This window comes from Glacieibacterium frigidum, from assembly GCF_007097155.1.
Taxonomy (GTDB): domain Bacteria; phylum Pseudomonadota; class Alphaproteobacteria; order Sphingomonadales; family Sphingomonadaceae; genus Glacieibacterium; species Glacieibacterium frigidum.
The window spans coordinates 48,924-68,805 of the sequence record NZ_VJWA01000002.1 but is presented as its reverse complement, the minus strand read 5'-3'; the positions used below and the strand labels follow the sequence as shown (position 1 = coordinate 68,805).

Below are 19,882 nucleotides of genomic sequence, written 5' to 3'. Positions count from 1 at the left end.
TGATTTTGGGTAAGGAAGTCTCGGCCTTCGGCCCGGGTTACGGCCACGTCCGAAAACCGCCAGACAGCGTGCGCGGGCGGGCGTAAACCTTGGCCATGCACACCGACCCGCAAGCCTGTTACGCCGCGATGCTGATCCGCGATCCCGCGGCCGATGGGCGGTTCTTCGTCTGCGTGCGGACGACGGGCATCTTCTGCCGGCCGGTGTGCCCGGCGCGGACGCCGTTCCTGAAGAATGTCAGCTTCGTCGCGACCGCTGCCGATGCGGTGGCGGCGGGGTACCGGGCGTGCAAGCGCTGCCGGCCGGAGACTGCGCGGGGCAGCCCGGCGTGGACGGGGAGTGCGGCCAGCGTCGCGCGGGCGCTGACGCTGATCGAGAAGGGCGGGCTCGACGAGACCCGCGTCGATGCGCTCGGCGACCGGCTGGGGCTGGGCGAGCGGCAGGTGCGGCGGCTGTTCAAACAGCACGTCGGCGCGCCGCCGGTCGTGGTGGCGCAGGCGAAGCGGCTCGCGGCGGCCGCACCGCTGATCGACGAAGGCACCATGCCGATGGCGCAGGTCGCGCTCGCGGCGGGGTTCGGCAGCATCCGCCGTTTCAACGAAGTCTGGGCGGGGGTGCACGGCGAGACGCCCGCCGCGCGCCGCCGCCGCATCGCGAAGGGAACACCCGTGCAACTGACCCTGACCCGCCATACCGCCCCCGTCGGCGACCTGCTGATCGTCACCGATGCCGAGGGGGCGCTGCGCGCGCTCGATTTCGCCGATTACGAGGCGCGGATGCGGACGCTGCTTGGCCGCCACTACGGCGCGGTGACGCTGACCGACGGGCCTGCGCCGCCTGCAGTCGTTGCCGCGCTCGACGCCTACTTCGCCGGCGATGCGACGGCGCTCGACGGGCTGACCGTCAAGACCGGGGGCAGCGAGTTCCAGCGCAGCGTCTGGGCGGCGCTGCGGGCGATCCCGGCGGGCACGACGACAGGCTATGGCGCGCTGGCGGCGATGCTCGGCAAGCCCGGGGCAGCGCGCGCGGTGGGGCTGGCGAACGGGTCGAACCCGGTCGGCATCGTCGTGCCGTGCCACCGCGTCATCGGCGCGAACGGCACGCTCACGGGCTATGCGGGCGGGGTGGAGCGGAAACGCTGGCTGCTCGAGCACGAGGGCGCTCTAGCCCGCGCAATCCTATGAGCGGGCGCAGGCCGGGGATTTCGCGCCCGATCAGGTAGAACAGCACCGATCCGACGACCGTCGCGGCGACGAGGATGGCGAACTCCGTCAGCGCCGACAGGCCGAGGGGCAGCAGCCAGTACATCACCACCAGGATCACCGTCTGGTGCGCGATATACGCTGGAAACACGCCCTCGTTGAGCGTCGTGCGCCATGGGTGATCATGGTTGAGGAACGCCTGCGCGAAGCCCAGCAGCGCTATGATCGCCCCCCACGCCTGCACCGCGCGCACGACGCGCATTGCCGCGGTCTGCAGCGGGGGCAACTCCGCACCCTCAGGCAGCGGCACGAACACCGCCGCGACCATGACCCAGGCGATCAGGGCGGCGATGGCGCATGGCTTCCAAACGCGTGCGATCAGCGGCCACAGGGTACGCGTACCGCCCAGCCCGACACCGAAGAAGAAGGCGAAGGCGTAGATGCTGTGCGCGTACCAGTCGTCGACCAGGCCGTGCGTCTCGGGGAAGCGGTCGGCGAGCAGGATGCGCGTGAGGGCATAGACCGCTACCGGAAGCACGATCAGCCGCCAGCCGCCGAACAGCGTGTCGAAGGCGGATTGCGCACGCTCCCGCCACGCCGCCGGCGCCAGCGCGACCAGCGCCAGCACCATCGAATAGACCCACAGATAGGCGACGAACCACAGCTGGTTCCACGTCGGCGTGTCGATGCCGAGACTGTCGTCGAAGCGCCAGTTGTCGTGCTGCCAATAATAGACGAAGCCGTGAGGGTAGTTGTAATTGACCCGCAGATCGACCCACGCCTGCGGCGCGATCCACAGCGCCATGCCGGCGACCAGCGGGATGAACAGCCGCTTGGTCCGCCCCCAGCCGAAGCTTCCGCCTTTCCGCAGCATCATCCGCGACGCGACGCCCGAGATCAGGAACAGCAGCGACAGCCGCCATGCGTTGAGCAGCAGCATCGGCGCCTCGACCCACTGCATCGGGCGCGCGGTCTTGATGTGGAACTCCCACGGCACGAACACCATGCCGATGTGGTAGAGGATCAGCAGCCCGAACGCGCCGATGCGCAGCCAGTCGAGATCATAGCGTCGTGTCATTGGCCCGCCCTCGCGCCTTGCCTAAGCTTGCGCCGACGCTAGGGAAAGCGGGCACGCGCCGTCATCGGCGGCGGTACGGACGGCGGCGCGGGAGGGACGGCCGGGGGCATGGCGGGGACGAGCGGCGGGGCAGGCGTGACGAGCGGCGGGCGGCTGCCTGCGCCTCGCATCCTCGCGCTCGTCACTGTGCTGACCCTGGCGTTCGCGGTGGTCAATGCGCTGACCGTCGCCGACGACCTGCGCGACTCCGGCGTCGGCTTCGACGCGTGGGAGCCCTGGGTGTGGGAGCTGACCAGCGCGGCGTTCTGGATCGCCGCCGCGCTGCCGATCGTCGCGGCGTCGCGCCGCCTGCGCCCGCCCGCGCTCGGCTGGCCGGCGGCGATCGCGGCGCACGTGGCGCTCAGCCTGCCGGTATGCGCGCTGCACGTCGCGTGGCTCGCGGCGACGCGGAGCGCGGCCTACTGGGCGCTGGGCGCGTCGCACGACTATGATTTCAGCGTCACGCACCTCGTCTACGAATGGCGCAAGGATCTGCTGTCGGTCGCCGTTTTCGGGGTCATCGCGTTCGTCGGCGACCGCTGGAGCATCGCTCCGCCCGCTGCCCCGCAGCCGCCCTTTCGCCTCGAAGTCCGCGACGGCGCGCGCGTCCAATGGTTCGCGCCGGGCGACATCGAGCGGGTCGAGGCAGCGGGCAACTATGTCGAGCTCCACACCGCCACGGGCACCGTCCTGCACCGCGCGACGCTGAGCGGCGTCGAGGCCGAATTGTCCGGGCATGGCTTCGTCCGCATCCACCGCTCGCGGCTCGTGCGGCAAGCCGCGGTCACCGGTGTCAGGACCACGCCATCGGGCGATTTCGAGGCGACCTTGGCCAGCGGTGCAATGGTTTCGGGTAGCCGCCGCTTCCGGTCCGTGCTGGAATAGCGGCGGGGAGAGTCGTCATGCCGAAAGTTGCAGTTTGCCTGTGGTTTGAACGCGATGCGGAGGCTGCAGCGGCGTTTTACTGCTCGCTGCTGCCCGATAGTCGCATCGACCGCGTCTGGCGTTCGCCGACCGACTATCCGGCCGGCAAGGCTGGTGATCCGGTGCTGGTCGAATTCACTCTCGCCGGCCAGGCTATGCAGGGGCTCAACGGCGGCACCAAGATGGCCGAGTTCTCGAGCGCGGCATCGGTCGTGGTGGAAACAGAGGACCAGGCCGAGACCGATCGGCTGTGGAGCGCGCTGACCGCCGACGGCGGCAAGGAGATCCAGTGCGGCTGGCTCAACGACCGCTGGGGCATCCCGTGGCAGATCGTGCCGCGCCGCCTCAACGAGCTGATGACCGACCCCGACAGCACGCGGGCGAAGCGCGCGATGGAAGCGATGATGACGATGGTGAAGATCGACATCGCGGCGCTGGAATCGGCCGTCGCGGAATGAAGCGCGCCATATTGCTCGTCGCGCTGATGCTCGCGAGCCCGCTGGCGGCGCGCGAGGATCCCGAGTGGACGGCGTGCGATTTCGGCACCGACCCCAAGGCGGGCCTGCTGGCGACCAAACGCTGGTTCGAACTCGGCAAGGAAGCGGGGGCACTCGACGCGCTGCGCGGCAACCGCAGCGGTTGGACCAATCTCGCGCCCGGCACCCGGATGCCGCCGCTCGACGCCTGCGCCAAGGCGCTCGCCAGTCCCGACCTGACGCCCCAGGAATGGCCGCGGCGCGTCAGCCTGCTCCAGGCGCAGGCGGCGCACCGGATCGCGGCGGGCGACGCCGCGGGTGCGCTGAAGGATCTCGACACGGTCGCGCAGGTCGTGCCCGCGGCTGCCGACCCGGCCGAGGTCGCGCGGACCACGACGGTTGCCAGCGACTTCCTGCGCGGACTGGCGCACGCGAAGCTGGGGACGCCCGAGGCCGCGCGCTTCTACGGCCGGGCGGCCGCCGCACGACCGTGGAGCGGGCGGGTGCAGGGTGTCGCCGAGACCTTGCTTGCACAGGTGCCGGGTGCCACGGCCGAGCAGGTGGCGGTGGCGCAGCGGCTCGTGCTGATCGACGTCAAGGGCCGCGAGCGGCGCGCGCGGCTGCGCTTTGCCGCGGGCGATCATGCCGGCGCGCTGACAGACTGGCGCCGCGTGCGGCCCAGCGTCACCGACGTGACGACGGTCTATGTCAAATTTCCCAACTCGATCGTGGTCGGCATGCCCGGCTTCCCGGTCAAGACGATCGATCCCGCCCGTGTCGGTGCGGCGGCGATCGCCGCGACACTGGCAGGCGACGCCGCTCAAGGGCGGGAGTGGATTGCCGAGGCGAAGACCAAGACCGCGGCGCTGCCGCCGATGGGTGGCATGCTCGCGCAGATGTACGACCGCGAGCGTGCGATCGCCGAACTGACGCGGCGGCTGGAACTGGTCGAGGTCGCCGAGGCGCATGCCGCCGGTCGCAAGGACGCCGCGCAGTCGTTGCTGGCTGCGGCCGCACCCTTGCCCGACGACGATGCGACGCTGCGCCTTGCCGCCCTGGTGCGCGGTCAGCCGGTGCCGCCGCGCACGCCGGCGGGTGAGGTCGACCCGCTGCGCGTGCTCGTGCTGCTGCCCCGCTACGAGGGCAAGACGGGCGGCGGCGGCGGGGTCGGCGAGGTGCTGATGGGCGGCAGTCTTCTGCGCAGCGCGCAGGCGGGCCGGAACAGCTATTCGAAGAGCCGCGGCTTCTTCAAGGCGGGCGGCTTCAAGGAGAAGCAGCTCGCCGACGGGCGCGGCACGACGATCGAGTTCATCGGCGATACCTCGTCGGCGCTGGCGACCGAGGAGATGACACTGCTGCGCGCCGCCGACCTGGCGCGGGAGGCGGGCAAGCCGGCGTTCGTCGTGCTCGACAAGCGCGACCTGCAGCGGACGAGCACCTTGACGCGGAACGGCACGCCGATGGGCCCGGCGACGCCCGCGGGCTATGTCACGCAGCTCGACGTGGCGTTCGTCGATCCCGCCAGCCTGCCTGCCGAGCTGCGCGACGAGAGCGACCGGACGATCGCCGTCGACGATGTCGAGCGGGTGCTGGGGCCGGAGTATAAACCTCAGCCCTAGACCTCGAACTCCAGGATCACCGCGTCGACCGCGAGGCTTTCGCCCGCCTTGACGCGCACTTCCTTCACGGTCGCCGATTTCTCGGCGCGCAGGATGTTCTCCATCTTCATCGCCTCGACTGTGGCGAGCGGCTGGCCAGCCTCGACCTTGTCGCCTGCGGCCACGTCGAGCTTCACGATCAGCCCGGGCATCGGGCACAGCAGGAAGCGCGACAGGTCGGGGGGCACCTTGGCGATCATGTGCTTCGCGAGCGCGGCGGCGCGGGGGGTCAGGACGCGCACGGCGTGGCTCGCGCCGGCGGTGGTCAGGCGATAGCCGACGGGCAGGGCGTCGACGCCGACGGCGATGTCGCGCCGGTCGAAGCGGCCGCGCAGCAGCGGCTCCCCGACGCGCCATTCGGTGCTCAGCATATGGTCGGTGCCGTCGATCGTCACCGCAAAGCCGCCGCCGGCATCCTCGACCGTCACCTCATGGTCGGTGCCGTCGAGCTGCACGATCCAGTCGGTGCCGAACGCCGCGCCGTGGCCGTTCAGCTGCCCGTCGATCAGCTGGGCGCGCTCGCTCGCGGTGGCGTGGAGCACGGCGGCAACCGCCACGACGGTGTCGCGCGTCGCGTCGGTGGCGGGGTTGCCGTGAAACCCATCCGGATACTCCTCGGCGATGAAGGCGGTCGTGACCGCCTCGCCCGCGACGAAGCGCGGGTGGTGCATAAGGCTCGCCAGGAAGTCGATGTTGTGGCTGATCCCGCGTACCAGATAGGCGTCGAGTGCGGCGGCCTGCTCGGCGATCGCCTGCGCGCGGGTCGGCGCGTGAGTGATCAGCTTGGCGATCATCGGGTCGTAGAAGCGGCTGATCTCGCTGCCCTCGACGACGCCGGTGTCGACGCGAACGCCTTCGCCTTGCGGAGGCACCAGCCGCGTCAGCCGCCCGGTCGAGGGCAGGAAGCCGCGGTAGGGGTCCTCGGCATAGACGCGCGTCTCGATCGCATGTCCGGACAACTTCACGTCGTCCTGCGCGAACCCCAGCGGTTCTCCGGCGGCGACGCGGATCATGTCGGCGACGAGGTCGCGTCCGGTGATGCATTCGGTCACCGGATGCTCGACCTGCAGACGCGTGTTCATCTCGAGGAAGTAGAAACTGCGGTCGGCCCCGGCGATGAACTCGACCGTGCCCGCGCTGAAGTATCCAACGCCCCGCGCCAGCGCGACCGCCTGCTCGCCCATCGCCTTCCGCATCTCGGGCGTGACGAACGGGGAGGGCGCCTCCTCGACGACCTTCTGGTGCCGCCGCTGGATCGAGCAGTCGCGCTCGCCGAGGTACACGAGCCCGCCGTGCTGGTCGCCGAGCACCTGGATCTCGATGTGGCGCGGCTGCTCGACGAACTTTTCGATGAACACGCGGTCGTCGCCGAAGCTCGCCAGCCCCTCGCGCTTGGTCGCCTCGAAGCCCTCGCGCACGTCGGCCTCGGACCACGCGAGCCGCATGCCCTTGCCGCCGCCGCCGGCCGACGCCTTCATCATCACCGGGTAGCCGATCTCGGTGGCGATGCGGACAGCATGCTCGGTGCCGTCGATCTCGCCGATGAAGCCCGGCACGACCGACACGCCCGCCGCCTTCGCCAGCTTCTTCGATTCGATCTTGTCACCCATCGCGGCGATCGCCTTGGTGGGCGGCCCTATGAAGGCGATGCCGGCGGCGTCGCACGCCTCGCGAAACGACGCGCGTTCGCTCAAAAAACCATAACCCGGATGCACGGCCTCGGCGCCCGTGGCCTTGCACGCCGCGATGATTGCATCGCCAAGCAGGTAGGACTCGGCAGCCGGGGGCGGTCCGAGCCGCACGCTCTCGTCGGCCATCTCGACATGCAGCGCGCCCGCGTCGGCGTCCGAATAGACCGCGACGGTGGCGATCCCCATGGCGCGCGCGGTGCGCATGACGCGGCAGGCGATCTCGCCGCGATTGGCGATCAGGATCTTCTTGAACAACTGGCGGCTCCCTCGCGCGCCGTTGAAGCGCGCGACGGCAGGGGCGTCAAGCGCGGCGGGCCAAGGCGCTTGCGCCCGCGGCCTTCGTCCGGCGCGCGGTGCGCGCATTCGCCCCCGGTCCAGCGGCGAGCAGCGGGTCGACGAGCGCGGCGTAGCGGGTGAACAGATGCTCGACGCGGTCGCGGTCCGACGCGAACGGCTCGGGCCGGTACAGCCGGTCGACGGCGCGGTCGAGCGCAGTGTGCGCGGCGCGCAGGTCGGCGGGCATGGTCAGCGGGTCGTAAAGGATGGCGAGGCTCGCGGTCGGATGGCAGGCCCGCGCGGCGAGCACGGCGTCGGCGAGGGCGGCGACCTTGGTGCGCTGCGCGTCGGTTGGGGTTGGCCAAGGGAAGGTGTTGTAGACGAGGCCGATCGAATAGCGGAAATCTGATTTGAGCCTTCCGCCGATGTGGCTGAGCCACGCCATGTGCATCCGGCTGGTGAGGACGCCGAAGTCGTAAGGAGCTGCGCCAAGCATGATAATCACGGCGTCGGTCGGAATAGCAGGCGGTAACTGCCAGCCGAAAGGCACATAGTCCCGGCGCTCGCTCGACACACGAGGCAGCACGAGAAATGGCTCGTCGGGGATATTCTCAAGAGCAAATCGGCTCGGGTATTCAGCCGATGCTAGGGTGCTCTTTCGAGCGCTCTTCAAACGGAAGGCCCTGATTGCAGCCAACCTCTCCTTAATCAGGGAGGAAGCGTTAATAAGCGTTGCAGGTGCATCGCGGAGTGTCAGAACCCATCGCTCGGTCCCGTTGATGTACTCGTCGGCACCGATCAGTGGACGGAAATATGGTCTCGACTGCGGCTCTGCTGCAATGAAGTCGCGCTTTGCGCCCGGCAAGAACGTCATGATCCCGTCGTCGATGATTTGACTGCCGATATCTAGCCGCTTCGCGTTGCCTAGTGGCGCGGATGCATTTGTAACGACCAAATGGCGAGCGCTCGCGATCCGCGCCTCGAACAAATACGCCGTCAGCGCCCCGTGCCGTGTCTCCTCGGCGGGCTTCTTCGCGTCGGGATAGCTGAACAGGCGCTTTTCGGCAGGCTGGGCTTCGGCATGCGCGAGCCCGACGACGACGACATGGACGTGCGCCTTGCCGCGCGCCTCGCTGTCCCAGACGAAACTTCGGTGCGCGAAGGCGATCTCCCACCCGGCGCGAAATACCGGCGGCCAGAGCTGCGCGACCTGCTCCCCCTGGCAGATCGAATTGGTCGCGACGAAGCCGATACGCGCCTGGCTGCGGCCGAGATAGGCGACGGCCTTCAGGAACCACGCGCAAACATAATCGAGCGTGCCGCCGCTGCCCGGCAGCCCGGCGATGCTGCGGACCTGCGCGCGCTGCGCCTCGGTCTGGAACTTTGCGCCGATAAACGGCGGGTTGCCCATGACATAGCTGCACCGTTCGGCGGGCAGCACCTCGGCCCAATCGACCTCCAGCGCGTCGCCGTGGCGGATGTTGGCGGACTGTTTGAGCGGGATGCGCGGCGGGGTCATGCCGAACACCGCGTCGAAGGCGTTGTTGGCAAGGTGGTCGGCCATCCACATCGACACCTCGGCGATGCGCGCGGGAAATTCGCCGATCTCGATGCCGTGGAACTGGTCGACGTCGACCTGGCTCATCCCCGTCGAAGCCGGTCAGCACGCGCTGATCGAGATACAGCGCACGCAGCGCCTGCAACTCGATGGCGCGCAGCTCGCGATAGGCGACGACGAGGAAATTGCCGCAGCCGCATGCCGGATCGAGGAAGTTGAGGCGGCGCAGCTTGCGGACGAACTCCTGCAGTCCGCGCTCTCGCCCCGTGGCGCGGACGAGCAGCCGGCCCAGCTCGGCACGCAGATCGTCGAGGAACAGCGGCCCGATGACCTTCAGGATGTTGGGCTCGCTGGTATAGTGTGCGCCTGCCTTGCGGCGCTCGCCGGGGTTCATCACCGACTGGAACAGCGACCCGAAGATCGCTGGGCTGACCTTGCTCCAGTCGAAGCGGCAGGCGTCGAGCAGCATCTCGCGCATGTCGCGGTCGAAGTCGGCGGGGCGCAGCGCGCCCGCGAACAGCGCGCCGTTGACGTGCGGGAACTGGCGCAGCTCGTCGCGCAGCAGCTTGCCGCGCCGCTCGGGCGGCGTGTCGAGGACGTCGAAGATCTTGTTAAGCCGTTCGCCCAGGTCGCTGCCGTCGGGCGCGGTGTCGGCGAAGATATACTGCAGGAAGATGTCGCGGGGTTCGAAGATGCCGGTGTCGTCGGCGAACATGCAGAACAGCAGGCGGACGAGCAGGCGTTCGAGGTCGTGACCGTCATAGCCCGACGCGGCCAGCGCATCGTGGAGGCGGCCCATCAATTCGGCCGCGGCGATGTTGACCGCGGGCTGGCTGCCGAAATCCTGCCGCCGCCCCAGCATGAAGGCGAAGGCCTCGATATGCTCGGGCAGGTCGGCGAGCCTGAAGACGAGCGGCGGCCCGCCCTTTTCGAGGTCGAGGAGGTTCCACGTCTGGAAATCGCAGGTCAGCAGATAGCGCGGGTGATCGCGCGGCTCCTTCAGCCCGGCGATGTAGTTGAGCGCCTGGCTGCCCGCTTTGCCGAGATCGAGGCCCGAACTTTTCTGCTCGACGAGCAGCACGCCGGGCCAGAACAGGTCGATGAAGCCGTATTTCTCGGTGTGCAGGCGGACGCGGTGCTCGTAGGTGGCGAGGCGCAGCCGGTCGATGCCGAAGATGCCGAAGAACTCGTTGTAGAAGGTCTGGGTGTGGCGGTGTTCGTCGCGGCTTTCGGCGTGGCGTTGCGCAAAGGCCACCGCGCGCGCTCGAATAACGTCCCAACTCAAACGCTGCACGCGCGTACCCCCCGCGAACATCAGTAGCGAGCAAGCTACGGGCGGTCGAGCGCCCTGATCACCCTAGACAAATAGGAACCCATCTGGTTCCTATTCCCGCGCGGCGTTCCAAACCCCGTCCCGGGTGTCAAACTCGCTTAGTTGTTCATCTTCGGCCCCGTTACGGATCGGGCCGTTCTACCGTACCCAGAGCGATATGTTCTGGAATGCCCGCCCTCACAGCGGGATGTTGTCGTGCTTCTTCCAGGGGTTCTCCAGCTTCTTCGTCCGCAGCTTGCGCAGGCCGATCGCGATCCGGCGGCGGGTGGAGTGGGGCATGATGACCTCGTCGATGAAGCCCATGCTGGCCGCGACGAAGGGGTTGGCAAAGCGTGCCTCGTACTCGGCGGTGCGCTCGGCGATCTCCTCGGGTGACTTGCCCCGGAAGATGATCTCGACCGCGCCCTTGGCGCCCATCACGGCGATCTCGGCGGTCGGCCAGGCGTAGTTGAGGTCGCCGCGCAGGTGCTTCGACGCCATCACGTCATAGGCGCCGCCGTAGGCCTTGCGGGTGATCACGGTGATCTTGGGGACGGTCGCCTCGGCATAGGCGAAGAGCAGTTTGGCGCCGTGCTTGATGATGCCGCCGAGTTCCTGCGCCACGCCGGGCAGGAAGCCGGGGACGTCGACGAAGGTGACGATCGGGATGCCGAAGGCGTCGCAGAAGCGCACGAAGCGCCCCGCCTTCTTCGCCGAGTTGATGTCGAGGACGCCCGCCAGCACCATCGGCTGGTTGGCGACGATGCCGACGGTGTGGCCTTCGATGCGCGCGAAGCCGATGACAATGTTGGCGGCGTGGCCGGGCTGGACCTCGAAGAAGGCGCCCTCGTCGGCGACCTTCGCGATCAGTTCCTTCATGTCGTACGGCTGGTTGGCGGAGGCCGGGACGAGCGTGTCGAGGCTTGGCTCGAGCCGCTCGCCGTCGTCGGCGGACGGGCGGAAGGGCACGCCGTCGCGGTTGTTGAGCGGAAGGAAGTCGAAGAAGGTCCGCGTCCGCAGCAGCGCGTCGATATCGTCTTCGCACGCGAGGTCGGCGACGCCGGACTTGGTGCTGTGGGTCAGCGCGCCGCCCAATTCCTCCTGGGTGACGATCTCGTTGGTCACCGTCTTCACGACGTCGGGGCCGGTGACGAACATGTAGGACGAATCCTTCACCATGAAGATGAAGTCGGTCATCGCAGGTGAATAGACCGCGCCGCCGGCGCAGGGGCCCATGATCAGGCTGATCTGCGGCACGACCCCGCTCGCCAGCACGTTGCGCTGGAAGACCTCGGCATAGCCGCCGAGTGACGCGACGCCCTCCTGGATGCGCGCGCCGCCGCTGTCGTTGAGGCCGATGACCGGCGCGCCGACCTTCATCGCGGTGTCCATGATCTTGCAGATCTTCTGGGCGTGGCGCTCGCTGAGCGAGCCGCCGAAGACGGTGAAATCCTGGCTGAAGACATAGACGAGGCGACCGTTGATCGTGCCGCTGCCGGTGACGACGCCGTCGCCGGGGATCTTCTGCTCGGCCATGCCGAAGTCGACGCAGTTGTGCTCGACGTACATGTCGACCTCTTCGAAGCTGCCCGGGTCGAGCAGCACGTCGAGCCGCTCGCGCGCGGTCAGGCGGCCCTTGGCGTGCTGCGCGTCGATGCGCTTCTGGCCCCCGCCCATGCGGGCGGCGTCGCGGCGGCGGTCGAGTTCGGCAAGGGTCTTGAGCATGGCAGCATCCCTAGCAGGGGGCTGGCGAAGCTGTCACGCCTGCGGCATAATGTCCGCGCTCTGGGGGGAGAGACATGATGCGCATGATCCTGGGCTGGGTACTCGCAGCGGTCGCGATGTTCCTGGTCGGTTTCGGCTTCTATGCCACGCCGCTGAGCGAGACCGCGGTGTCCAAGGCCAGCGACGCAACGGGCGCGCAGATCCAGGCTGCGCTGCGCGGCCTGCCGCGCGACGGCTTCTACGCGATCCCCAACCCGCTGACCGCCGCCGATGCAGCCGGCATGCTGACAGGGCCGACGGCGTTCGTGCATGTCCGGCTGGCCGGGCGCCCGGTGTTCGATCCGATGACGCTGGCGAAGGGTTTCGCGCATTATCTGCTCGTCGCGGCGCTGCTCGGCGCAGTGCTCGGCGGGGTCCAGCGCGGCGCGCGCAGCGGCGTGGCCTTCGGCATGGCGGGGGTCGCGGTGCTGTTCATCCACTTCGGCGGCCCGATCTGGTGGAGCTACAATTGGCAGACCGCGGCGTTCTTCGCGGTCGCCGATTTCACCAGCCTCGCGGTCGGTGGGCTGGTAATGACGTGGTGGCTGCGGCGGCGCGCCTAGAGGAGTTCGAGCAGCCGCGCCGCCGCAGCCAGATTCGCCTGGCGCTCGGCGCGCGGGGCCTCGGCCAGCGGGTCGCTGCCCCATTGTTCGGCCTGCCACAGCTCGTCCAGATGCCCCACGGCGTACGCTGACGCGGCATCGATCTGTCCCTCGTTCAGCGCCATCGCGATGACCGCCGAGCCGGTGATCGTCACCGCCTGGTTGAGCGCCGCCAGCCGGAAGGCGTCGAGCGCCGCGAACGCCGCGGCGATGCGCGCCAGCGTGGCCGGAGGCTGCGCAACATGGACGATGCCCGTGGTCACCGTGAACGCGACGTCGTAGCGCGTCCGCGCCCAGGCGAGCAGCGGGTCCCACTCCGCCGCCTGCCGGGCGATCAGCGCCGGCGGATAATCGGCGCGATAGGCGAGAAGCTCGGTCTCGGCATAGGCTGCCAGACCTGCCGCGAAGGTCGCGCGGTCGGGCGCGACGCGGTCGATCGCGGCGTTCGAGAGGCCGGTCAGCGGCATGGTCAGCGGCTTGATCTCTTCACCCTGCGCCGCCCATTCGCCCGCGACCGCCTGCGCCAGCGCCTCGGTCGGCAGCAGCAGCGGTGCCCGCGCCGGGGTCCGCACCGCGCGTCCGTCGAGGGCGATGCTCCAGCCGCCGTCGCCCGCGAGTGCAGCCGCGTCCTTGTAGAAGCGCCTCACCGGTTCGGCAGGATGTGACGCGGGCGGATGAAGAAGCCCGCCGCACCGATCGCCAGCAGCACCACCGCCAGCACCGTGCGGTCTGCGCGCAGCGCGATCAGCCCGCCGGCGAAGATCGACAGCGTCACGACGCGGACGGCGAAATAAATCAGGAAGCGCTGCTTGTCGGTCATGGTCTGGGTCCTGCCTCAGGCGATCAGCTTGATCAACGCCGCGACCGTGTCAGCCTCGGCCGCGGGCTTGTCGGTGCGGATGCGCGCGATGCGGGGGAAACGCATCGCCACCCCCGACTTGTGCCGCGTCGAGCGGTGAATGGAATCGAACGCGACCTCCAGCACCATCGTCTTCGCGACCTCTCGGACCGGTCCGAACCGCGCGACGGTGTTGGCGCGGACGAACTTGTCGAGCATCGCGAGCTCGGCGTCGGTGAAGCCGCTGTACGCCTTGCCGACCGGGGACAGCTGCCCGTCGTCGGTCCAGCAGCCGAAAGTATAGTCGCTGTAGAAGCTCGACCGCTTCCCGTGGCCGCGCTGGGCGTACATCATCACGCAGTCCGCCACGAGCGGGTCGCGCTTCCACTTGTACCACAGGCCGGTGCGCCGGCCGGCGACATAGGGGCTGTTGCGGCGCTTCAGCATCAGCCCCTCGATCGCCGCGTCGCGCGCGCCGTCGCGGATCGCCTCGAGCGCCGGAAAGTCCGCCGCGTTAATCACCGCCGACAAGTCGAAGCGGGCGGGGTCAAGGCGCGGCATCAGCGCCTCCAGCCGCGCCCGCCGCGTCGTCCAAGGCTGCGCGCGCAGATCCTCCGCGCCGTCGAACAGCACGTCGTAGATGCGCACGAACGCCGGATAGTCGGCCATCGCCTTGCCCGTCGGCGTCTTGCGCCCTAGCCGCTGCTGCAGCGCGTTGAAACTCGCCGCCTCGCCGCCCTGCACGTCGCCGCGCACCAGCAGCTCGCCGTCGAGCACCGCCGGGTAGCTGAACGCCGCCGCGACATCGGGGAAGCTGCCGGTGATGTCGTCTCCGGCCCGGCTGAACAGGCGCGTCTGCCCGGCGACGTGCACCAGCTGGATGCGGATGCCGTCCCATTTCCACTCGGCCGCATACTCGGCGAGGTCGAGCTTCAGCTCATCGAGCGGGTGCGCGAGCATGAACGGGCGGAAAGTCGCGACATCGCCCGCGGTGGGTTGCGCCCCGCCGGCGACCCATTCGAACAGCTCGGGGTAGGGCGGCGACAGGCCGTGCCACACCTCCTCCACCGCATCGACCTCGACCCCGAAGCCTTGCGCGAACGCCGTCTTCGCCAGGCGTGCCGAGATGCCGATGCGAAGCGCCCCGGTCGCGAGCTTGAGCAGCGCATAGCGCCCCGGCGGCTCGAGCCGGTCGAGGAGTTCGACGACAACCTTCGGCGCATCGACCCGCGACAATGCGCGGAGCCGGTCGACGACCTCGCCCAGCGTCGGGGCAGGCCGCGTCTCCGGCGTCAGCGGATCGGGCCACAGCAGCGCCACCGTCTCGGCCAGGTCGCCGACATAGTCGTGGCTCATGCGGAACAGCACGGGGTCGACGCGGTCTTCGATCAGCGTGCGGATCAGCTTGGGCTGCACCGCCTTCAGGTCGAGCCCGCCGGTCAGCGCCGCGAGCGCCCAGCCGCGGTCGGGGTCGGGCGTGGCGCGCAGATAATCGCCGATCAGCCGCAGCTTGGCATTGCGCGACCGCGTGTACAGCAGCGCGTCGAGAAGGGCGGCAAAGGCCTGCATTGGTTCGCATAACGTAGGCGCGGGCGCGCCGGTGCCAAGCCGCAACGAAATCGCGTAGCGCTACTCCACACTTCGTGATAGCTTCCGAGTCGCACTCAGGAGCTGCCCATTTGCGGATGCGCGAACTCGAACAGCGGACGGGGGTGGGTCGCGAGACGATCCGCTTCTACATCCGGGAGGGATTGCTGCCCGAACCGGCACGCGCCAGCCGCAACTCGGCCTCGTACAGCGACGACCATGTCACCCGCGTCCGCGCCATCAAGCGGTTGCAGGAGGAGCGTTTCCTGCCGCTCGCGGTGATCCGCAGCCTGCTCGACCGCGACGACGGCGACCGCTGGCTGGAGCCGCAGGCCTTCCCGCAGCTCGACAGCCAGTTGTCGGCGCGTCTCGACCAAGACGCCGCTCGCGTCGCCGTCGCGAGCGTCGTCGACAGCCATACCCTCGAGCATCTGCCCGACCTGATCGAGACCGGCATGATCAGCGTCGATGCCGACGGCACGGTCAGCGCGCGCGACGCGGCGATCCTGCGCGTCCTCGGCGACCTCAACGCCGTGGGCTTCACGCATGAGCGCGGCTTTCACAATGGCGGCCTGCGCCTCTACCTCGACTTCGTCGAGTGGGTGACAACGCAGGAAATGCGCCTGTTCTTCGAGCACACCGCGGGCCAGGTCGGCGAGAGCGAGGCCGCCGATATGGCCGAGCGCGGCGTCGCGTCGATCAACGAACTGCTCAGCCTGCTGCGCACCCGCGCCATCCTGAAGAAGCTCGGCGAACGCCGGCGGATTGCCAACGACAACAGCTGATATCTCTGGGGAGAGACACGCCATGGCCTTCACCGACACCTACAAGCTGACGCCGAACGGCCCGACGTGGAACGTCGCGCAGGAGTTCGAGGCGGTGTTCGACTTCGAATACAGCGACGACCGCAAGGACCTGCTCAAGCTCTATGCCAAGGGCAAGCAGCAGCAATGGGATGCCGAGCACCGGATCAACTGGAGCCAGGAGCTCGAATACGAAAACCCGATGGGCCTGCCCGAGCAGCAGATGGCAATCTATGGCTCGCCGCTGTGGGACAAGATGAACAAGAAGGAGCGCGTCGAGCTGCGCCGCAACTTCGCGGCATGGCAGCTCAGCCAGTTCCTCCACGGCGAGCAGGGCGCGCTGATCTGCGCCGCCAAGATCGTCCAGCAGGTCCCCGACCTCGAAGCCAAGTTCTACGCCAGCACCCAGACCATCGACGAGGCGCGTCACGTCGAATCGTACAAGCGGCTGATCGAGAAGCTGGGCCTCAGCTATCCGATGACCGGGCCGCTCAGCGTCCTGCTCGAGCAGGTCCTGACCGACAAGCGCTGGGACATGACCTACCTCGGCATGCAGGTTGTCATCGAAGGGTTGGCGCTCGCGGCTTTTGCCGGCATCCGCGACATGACGACCTCGCCGCTGGCCGGCGCCGTCAACGCGTACGTGATGCAGGACGAGGCGCGCCACGTCGCCTTCGGACGGCTGTCGTTGCGCGAATACTACCCCCAGCTGACGCAGGGCGAGCGCAACGAGCGCGAGGAGTTCCTGGTCGAGGCCTGCTACTTGATGCGCGACCGGTTCGAGGCGCGCGAGGTGTGGGAGACGCTGGGCTACGACGCCGACGAGTGCATCGCCTATGCCAAGGACAGCCCCAACCAGAAGCTGTTCCGCAACCACCTGTTCAACCGCATCGTCCCCGTCGTCGCCGACATCGGTCTGTGGGGGCCGATCGTGCAGAAGGGCTACACCGAGATGGGCGTGCTCGACTACATGTCGGTCGACGTCGACGCGCTGCAGGCCAACGACGAGAAGATCGCGAACGAGTTCGACGCGCGGCGGCAGAACATTCACGACATCGCGGCGATCGCGGCCGAGTGAGCGCCACCGCGACCTGCCACTGCGGGGCGTGCACCATCGTCGTGGCGGCGGCGCCGGTCGAGGTCACCGACTGCAACTGCTCGATCTGCCGCCGCTACGGCGTGCTGTGGGCTTACTACGTGCCCGGCGACGTCGACGTGTCGGGGTCTACCGAGACCTATGTCTGGGGTAACCGGACGGTCGTGTTCCACCGCTGCACGATGTGCGGCTGCGTCACCCACTGGGCGTCCCCTGACCCGGCGCGGCAGCGCATGGGGGTCAATGCTCGCCTGCTGCCGCCCGAAGTGCTGGCGGCGGCGCGCGTCCGGCACCTCGATGGGGCAGGGACCGAAGAGTACGTCGACTAGAAGGCCGCGGAGAGCGTCAGCGCCGGGCCGGAGCCCGGCGCGGCGTCGCCGGCAACACGGAAACGCCAGTCGGCGCGGGCGGTGATCGGGCCGGCGCGCCAGCCGATCGTCGGGCCGATGTCGACGCGGTGGACGGTCGTGGCGGCGTTTTGAATGCTCACCCAAGCGCCGCCGCCGGCATCCAGCCCTGCGGGGAGGGGGAGCTCAGCGCGGGCCTGCGCGCTGGCGAACGTATCGCGGCGGCGTGCGCCCACGACCCCCGCCTCGGCATAGACGTCGAGTTGGACGGGGCCTAGCTTGTGCGCTGTGCCCCCGGCGGTGCGGAGCACCCAGGCGTCACGCGCGGCCGAGCCGCCCGCGATCAACCGCTCGGCGGTAAGCGATGCGCCGGGCACGACCTGCCAGCGGACGCCGAGCGCGGTCTGCAGCGAACCCCGGTCGATGCCCGCGATGCCGAAGTCCTTGCCCTCGTGCGCGACCGTGGCGCGGGCGACGACGGCGATGGGCCGACGTGCCAGCGGGTCGGGGGTGAAGGCGAGGCTCCCGCCGCTCTGCCCGCCGCCAAAAAGCGGGGCGACGCCGAGCCCCGTAGGCCCTGCGCCGCGCACGAGGATGTACGCGTCGCCTGACCATTGCTGTCGCAGGCGGCGCAGTTCGGTGCGCCAAGCGGGGGCATTGGATGCAGCGGGGTCGACGGCGAGAGCGGCTTCGAACTTGCTCGCTGCGCTCCGCCGGTCGCGGCGAGCGAGGTCGGCGTAGGCGGCGGCGGCGAGGTCGAACGCTGCGGGGGAGGGGGCCAGACGCGGTGGTGCGAACAGCGCGGCTTGGCTGGGTGACAAAAGTTCTAAAGCGCTGCCGCTTTCGACAGGCACAGCGGTGACCTTGGCTTGAACCCTCTGGCCGTCCTTCCGGCGAGGGCCGGAACCCATCCGCGTTACAAGCGCCAGGATTCGAGCGTGTGGCGCAACCGGGTTCCGGCCCTCGCCGGAATGACGAACGACCACAGGTGCGTTCGGAAGTACTAGAGCTGCGATCGCAGGTGCATCACGCATCGGCGGATCGTGCCGCGCGACTGCCAGGTGCTCGCTCATCGCACGCCCAGCCTCCCACGATGCCGCTGCAGCGACGTCCGCCTCCGCCCGCGCGACGACGACGGGGACCCGGCTGACCGCCCACGCCATCGTCCCTACGGCGACGCAGGCCAGGAAGCGCAGCGGTCCCAGCCTCACGAAAAGCGCCTCACGGCACGCCGGGAAAGCGGTGCGCGGTCTTGTCCCAGACGAGCGTGGAGCGGCCCCGCCGCATCGACACGTAACGCCGCGTCGCGCGCAGCGCCGCGAGGGCGTTGATCATGTTTCCGACGACGACGCGCGGGACCGAGCGAAGCCCCTCGCGCCAGCCGTTGACGTGGCCGCTCAGCACCGCGCGCATCGTAAGCCGCCACCCCAGCACGATGCTGGTGAAGGCCAGCACAGTGGCGAGCCAGCTGCCGGGCGCGACCAGCGGTGCGAAGCCCTTGGTGCCGGACACTGCACCCACAAGCGCGACATCGATCAGCGCGAACAGCCCGGCCACATAGCCGATCACCGTCAGCAGCGCCGAGACGATCGCCTTGCGGTCGCGCATCAGCATCAGCCGGTCGGCCCAGCCACTGCGCCACCCCAGCCGGTCCCAGCCGCCGAGCGCGATGCCTAGCAGCCAGCGCGACTTCTGCCGCAGCGCGCTCTCGAGATCGCCGGGGAAATGCTCGCGGGTCGCGACCACCCCGGTCCGCCCCTTAATGCGAACCAGCGCGCCGCGCCCGCCGAGCGCCTTGATCTTGAGGCCGAGCTCGTAGTCTTCGGTCAGGCACGCCGCGTCGAAGGGTTCGCCGCCCGCCTGGTCGGCGATCCGGCCCAGCATCGTCCGCTCGATCGCGCACGCGACGCCAGCGCTCGGGACGGCGGCGCCCAGCGCCTCGCGCACGGCCATGTCCTTAAGATGGTTCTCGGCGAACTCGTCCATGTAGTGCCCCGCAATCCAGCGCGAGCGCGCGTCCACGAGCGGCACGACGGGCAGCTGGACCATGCCAAGCCGCGGGATCAGGTGATCGAAGACCCGCAGCTCGAGCGCGTCGACGACATCCTCGGCATCGTGCAGGACGACCGCCTTGAAGCGCCCGTGCCGCCCCTCGTCGGCGAGCAGCGCGCGCCACAGATGATTGAGGCAATCGGCCTTGGTCGTCGGTCCCGAGCGCGCGCAGGTGATGATCTCGATCCGCGGGTCGCCGACACCCGCGACTGCCGCCGCCGTGGTGGGGTCGTTGGGATAGACCCCGACGAAGACGCGGTACGCCGGATGGTCGAGCCGCGCGGTCAGGTCGCGCAGCATCGCGCCGATCACCGCCGCCTCGTCCCACGCCGGCACGATGATCGCGAACCGTCCCGGCGCCGCGGGGTCCAGACTGTCGGCACTGGCGCGGAGATTGCGCCGGTACACGGTCGCCCGTCGCCAGCCGAGCCGGACGAGGAACACCGCGTCGACGAACAGGTCGTCGAGGCTGCACAGCGCGATCCCGACCGCCGCGAACGCCAGCAACTCGCGCGTCGCATTGTGGAACAGGGCGAGCAGTATCAACCCGTCCGTCATGGCCCCCCGGCGTACAGATCA

At 69.2% G+C, this 19,882-nt stretch carries 17 protein-coding genes and 1 pseudogene; 8 read left to right on the top strand and 10 right to left on the bottom strand.

Annotated elements, in window-relative coordinates; genetic code table 11:
- Positions 1-95 precede the first annotated feature (95 nt).
- A complete protein-coding gene (locus FMM06_RS09815; RefSeq protein ID WP_144237233.1) occupies positions 96-1,184 on the top strand; it encodes a bifunctional transcriptional activator/DNA repair enzyme AdaA in 1,089 nt (362 codons plus the stop codon).
- On the opposite strand, the gene FMM06_RS09810 is transcribed toward FMM06_RS09815, so the two are convergent.
- The gene (locus tag FMM06_RS09810; protein ID WP_144237232.1) at positions 1,105-2,280 is read right to left on the bottom strand and encodes an acyltransferase family protein; all 1,176 of its coding nucleotides are present in this window, start codon (positions 2,278-2,280) and stop codon (positions 1,105-1,107) included. The genes FMM06_RS09815 and FMM06_RS09810 overlap by 80 nt on opposite strands.
- 108 nt (positions 2,281-2,388) lie before the next feature.
- Between FMM06_RS09810 and FMM06_RS09805 the strand changes: the two genes are divergently transcribed.
- The 3 genes from FMM06_RS09805 to FMM06_RS09795 are packed head-to-tail and all read left to right on the top strand — an operon-like array spanning position 2,389 to position 5,338.
- The gene (locus FMM06_RS09805) at positions 2,389-3,204 is read left to right on the top strand and encodes a LytTR family DNA-binding domain-containing protein (protein WP_144237231.1); all 816 of its coding nucleotides are present in this window, start codon (positions 2,389-2,391) and stop codon (positions 3,202-3,204) included.
- A gap of 17 nt (positions 3,205-3,221) precedes the next feature.
- On the top strand, positions 3,222-3,701 hold the full coding sequence (locus FMM06_RS09800) for a VOC family protein (protein ID WP_144237230.1): 480 nt from the start codon (positions 3,222-3,224) through the stop codon (positions 3,699-3,701).
- Positions 3,698-5,338, top strand: a complete 1,641-nt coding sequence (locus FMM06_RS09795; protein ID WP_144237229.1) for a hypothetical protein — start codon at positions 3,698-3,700, stop codon at positions 5,336-5,338. The genes FMM06_RS09800 and FMM06_RS09795 overlap by 4 nt, the downstream gene beginning before the upstream one ends.
- Here FMM06_RS09795 and FMM06_RS09790 read toward each other — a convergent pair.
- From FMM06_RS09790 to FMM06_RS09775, 4 genes and pseudogenes are all read right to left on the bottom strand, one after another.
- Entirely contained in the window at positions 5,335-7,323 is a 1,989-nt protein-coding gene (locus tag FMM06_RS09790; RefSeq protein ID WP_144237228.1) for an acetyl-CoA carboxylase biotin carboxylase subunit, read from the bottom strand. The genes FMM06_RS09795 and FMM06_RS09790 overlap by 4 nt on opposite strands.
- A 46-nt stretch (positions 7,324-7,369) precedes the next feature.
- Positions 7,370-8,989, bottom strand: a complete 1,620-nt coding sequence (locus tag FMM06_RS09785; protein ID WP_144237227.1) for a DNA methyltransferase — start codon at positions 8,987-8,989, stop codon at positions 7,370-7,372.
- 94 nt (positions 8,990-9,083) lie between these two features.
- Positions 9,084-10,217, bottom strand: a pseudogene (locus tag FMM06_RS17370) (type IIL restriction-modification enzyme MmeI); the annotation flags it as partial.
- A gap of 195 nt (positions 10,218-10,412) precedes the next feature.
- Entirely contained in the window at positions 10,413-11,939 is a 1,527-nt protein-coding gene (locus FMM06_RS09775; protein ID WP_144237225.1) for an acyl-CoA carboxylase subunit beta, read from the bottom strand.
- A 74-nt stretch (positions 11,940-12,013) separates the two neighbouring features.
- On the opposite strand from FMM06_RS09775, the gene FMM06_RS09770 reads away from it, so the two are divergent.
- Complete coding sequence (locus FMM06_RS09770) at positions 12,014-12,541, top strand: hypothetical protein (protein WP_144237224.1); 528 nt, start codon at positions 12,014-12,016, stop codon at positions 12,539-12,541.
- Here FMM06_RS09770 and FMM06_RS09765 read toward each other — a convergent pair.
- From FMM06_RS09765 to FMM06_RS09760, 3 genes are read right to left on the bottom strand one after another with little or no spacing between them, the layout of a single operon-like run.
- Positions 12,538-13,227, bottom strand: coding sequence for an ATP12 family chaperone protein (locus FMM06_RS09765; protein ID WP_144237223.1), 690 nt, complete (start codon positions 13,225-13,227; stop codon positions 12,538-12,540). The two genes, FMM06_RS09770 and FMM06_RS09765, sit on opposite strands and share 4 nt — an antisense overlap.
- A complete protein-coding gene (locus tag FMM06_RS16810) occupies positions 13,224-13,400 on the bottom strand; it encodes a hypothetical protein (protein ID WP_185965137.1) in 177 nt (58 codons plus the stop codon). Before FMM06_RS16810 ends, FMM06_RS09765 begins: the two co-directional genes overlap by 4 nt.
- 15 nt (positions 13,401-13,415) lie before the next feature.
- A complete protein-coding gene (locus tag FMM06_RS09760; protein ID WP_144237222.1) occupies positions 13,416-14,987 on the bottom strand; it encodes a cisplatin damage response ATP-dependent DNA ligase in 1,572 nt (523 codons plus the stop codon).
- A 116-nt stretch (positions 14,988-15,103) separates the two neighbouring features.
- Between FMM06_RS09760 and FMM06_RS09755 the strand changes: the two genes are divergently transcribed.
- Genes FMM06_RS09755 through FMM06_RS09745 form a run of 3 tightly spaced genes read left to right on the top strand, consistent with a single transcriptional unit; the run spans position 15,104 to position 17,233 of the window.
- Positions 15,104-15,790, top strand: a complete 687-nt coding sequence (locus FMM06_RS09755; protein ID WP_144237221.1) for a MerR family transcriptional regulator — start codon at positions 15,104-15,106, stop codon at positions 15,788-15,790.
- Positions 15,791-15,812: 22 nt separating this feature from the next.
- A complete protein-coding gene (locus FMM06_RS09750) occupies positions 15,813-16,886 on the top strand; it encodes a diiron oxygenase (RefSeq protein ID WP_144237220.1) in 1,074 nt (357 codons plus the stop codon).
- Positions 16,883-17,233, top strand: coding sequence for a GFA family protein (locus FMM06_RS09745; protein ID WP_144237219.1), 351 nt, complete (start codon positions 16,883-16,885; stop codon positions 17,231-17,233). Before FMM06_RS09750 ends, FMM06_RS09745 begins: the two co-directional genes overlap by 4 nt.
- Here the strand turns inward: FMM06_RS09745 and FMM06_RS09740 are convergent.
- Together FMM06_RS09740 and FMM06_RS09735 are read right to left on the bottom strand one after the other, a co-directional pair.
- Entirely contained in the window at positions 17,230-18,072 is an 843-nt protein-coding gene (locus FMM06_RS09740) for a hypothetical protein (RefSeq protein WP_144237218.1), read from the bottom strand. The two genes, FMM06_RS09745 and FMM06_RS09740, sit on opposite strands and share 4 nt — an antisense overlap.
- 400 nt (positions 18,073-18,472) lie before the next feature.
- Complete coding sequence (locus FMM06_RS09735; protein WP_235889262.1) at positions 18,473-19,849, bottom strand: glycosyl transferase family protein; 1,377 nt, start codon at positions 19,847-19,849, stop codon at positions 18,473-18,475.
- Between the last annotated feature and the right edge of the window lie 33 nt (positions 19,850-19,882).

Coding starts and splice junctions, on each gene's coding strand:
- FMM06_RS09795 (WP_144237229.1), top strand. CDS start 3,698: ATGAAGCGCGCCATATTGCTCGTCGCGCTGATGCTCGCGAGCCCGCTG.
- FMM06_RS09805 (WP_144237231.1), top strand. CDS start 2,389: ATGGCGGGGACGAGCGGCGGGGCAGGCGTGACGAGCGGCGGGCGGCTG.
- FMM06_RS09770 (WP_144237224.1), top strand. CDS start 12,014: ATGATGCGCATGATCCTGGGCTGGGTACTCGCAGCGGTCGCGATGTTC.
- FMM06_RS09775 (WP_144237225.1), bottom strand. CDS start 11,939: ATGCTCAAGACCCTTGCCGAACTCGACCGCCGCCGCGACGCCGCCCGC.
- FMM06_RS09750 (WP_144237220.1), top strand. CDS start 15,813: ATGGCCTTCACCGACACCTACAAGCTGACGCCGAACGGCCCGACGTGG.
- FMM06_RS09810 (WP_144237232.1), bottom strand. CDS start 2,280: ATGACACGACGCTATGATCTCGACTGGCTGCGCATCGGCGCGTTCGGG.
- FMM06_RS09785 (WP_144237227.1), bottom strand. CDS start 8,989: ATGAGCCAGGTCGACGTCGACCAGTTCCACGGCATCGAGATCGGCGAA.
- FMM06_RS16810 (WP_185965137.1), bottom strand. CDS start 13,400: ATGACCGACAAGCAGCGCTTCCTGATTTATTTCGCCGTCCGCGTCGTG.
- FMM06_RS09755 (WP_144237221.1), top strand. CDS start 15,104: ATGCGCGAACTCGAACAGCGGACGGGGGTGGGTCGCGAGACGATCCGC.
- FMM06_RS09815 (WP_144237233.1), top strand. CDS start 96: ATGCACACCGACCCGCAAGCCTGTTACGCCGCGATGCTGATCCGCGAT.
- FMM06_RS09800 (WP_144237230.1), top strand. CDS start 3,222: ATGCCGAAAGTTGCAGTTTGCCTGTGGTTTGAACGCGATGCGGAGGCT.
- FMM06_RS09760 (WP_144237222.1), bottom strand. CDS start 14,987: ATGCAGGCCTTTGCCGCCCTTCTCGACGCGCTGCTGTACACGCGGTCG.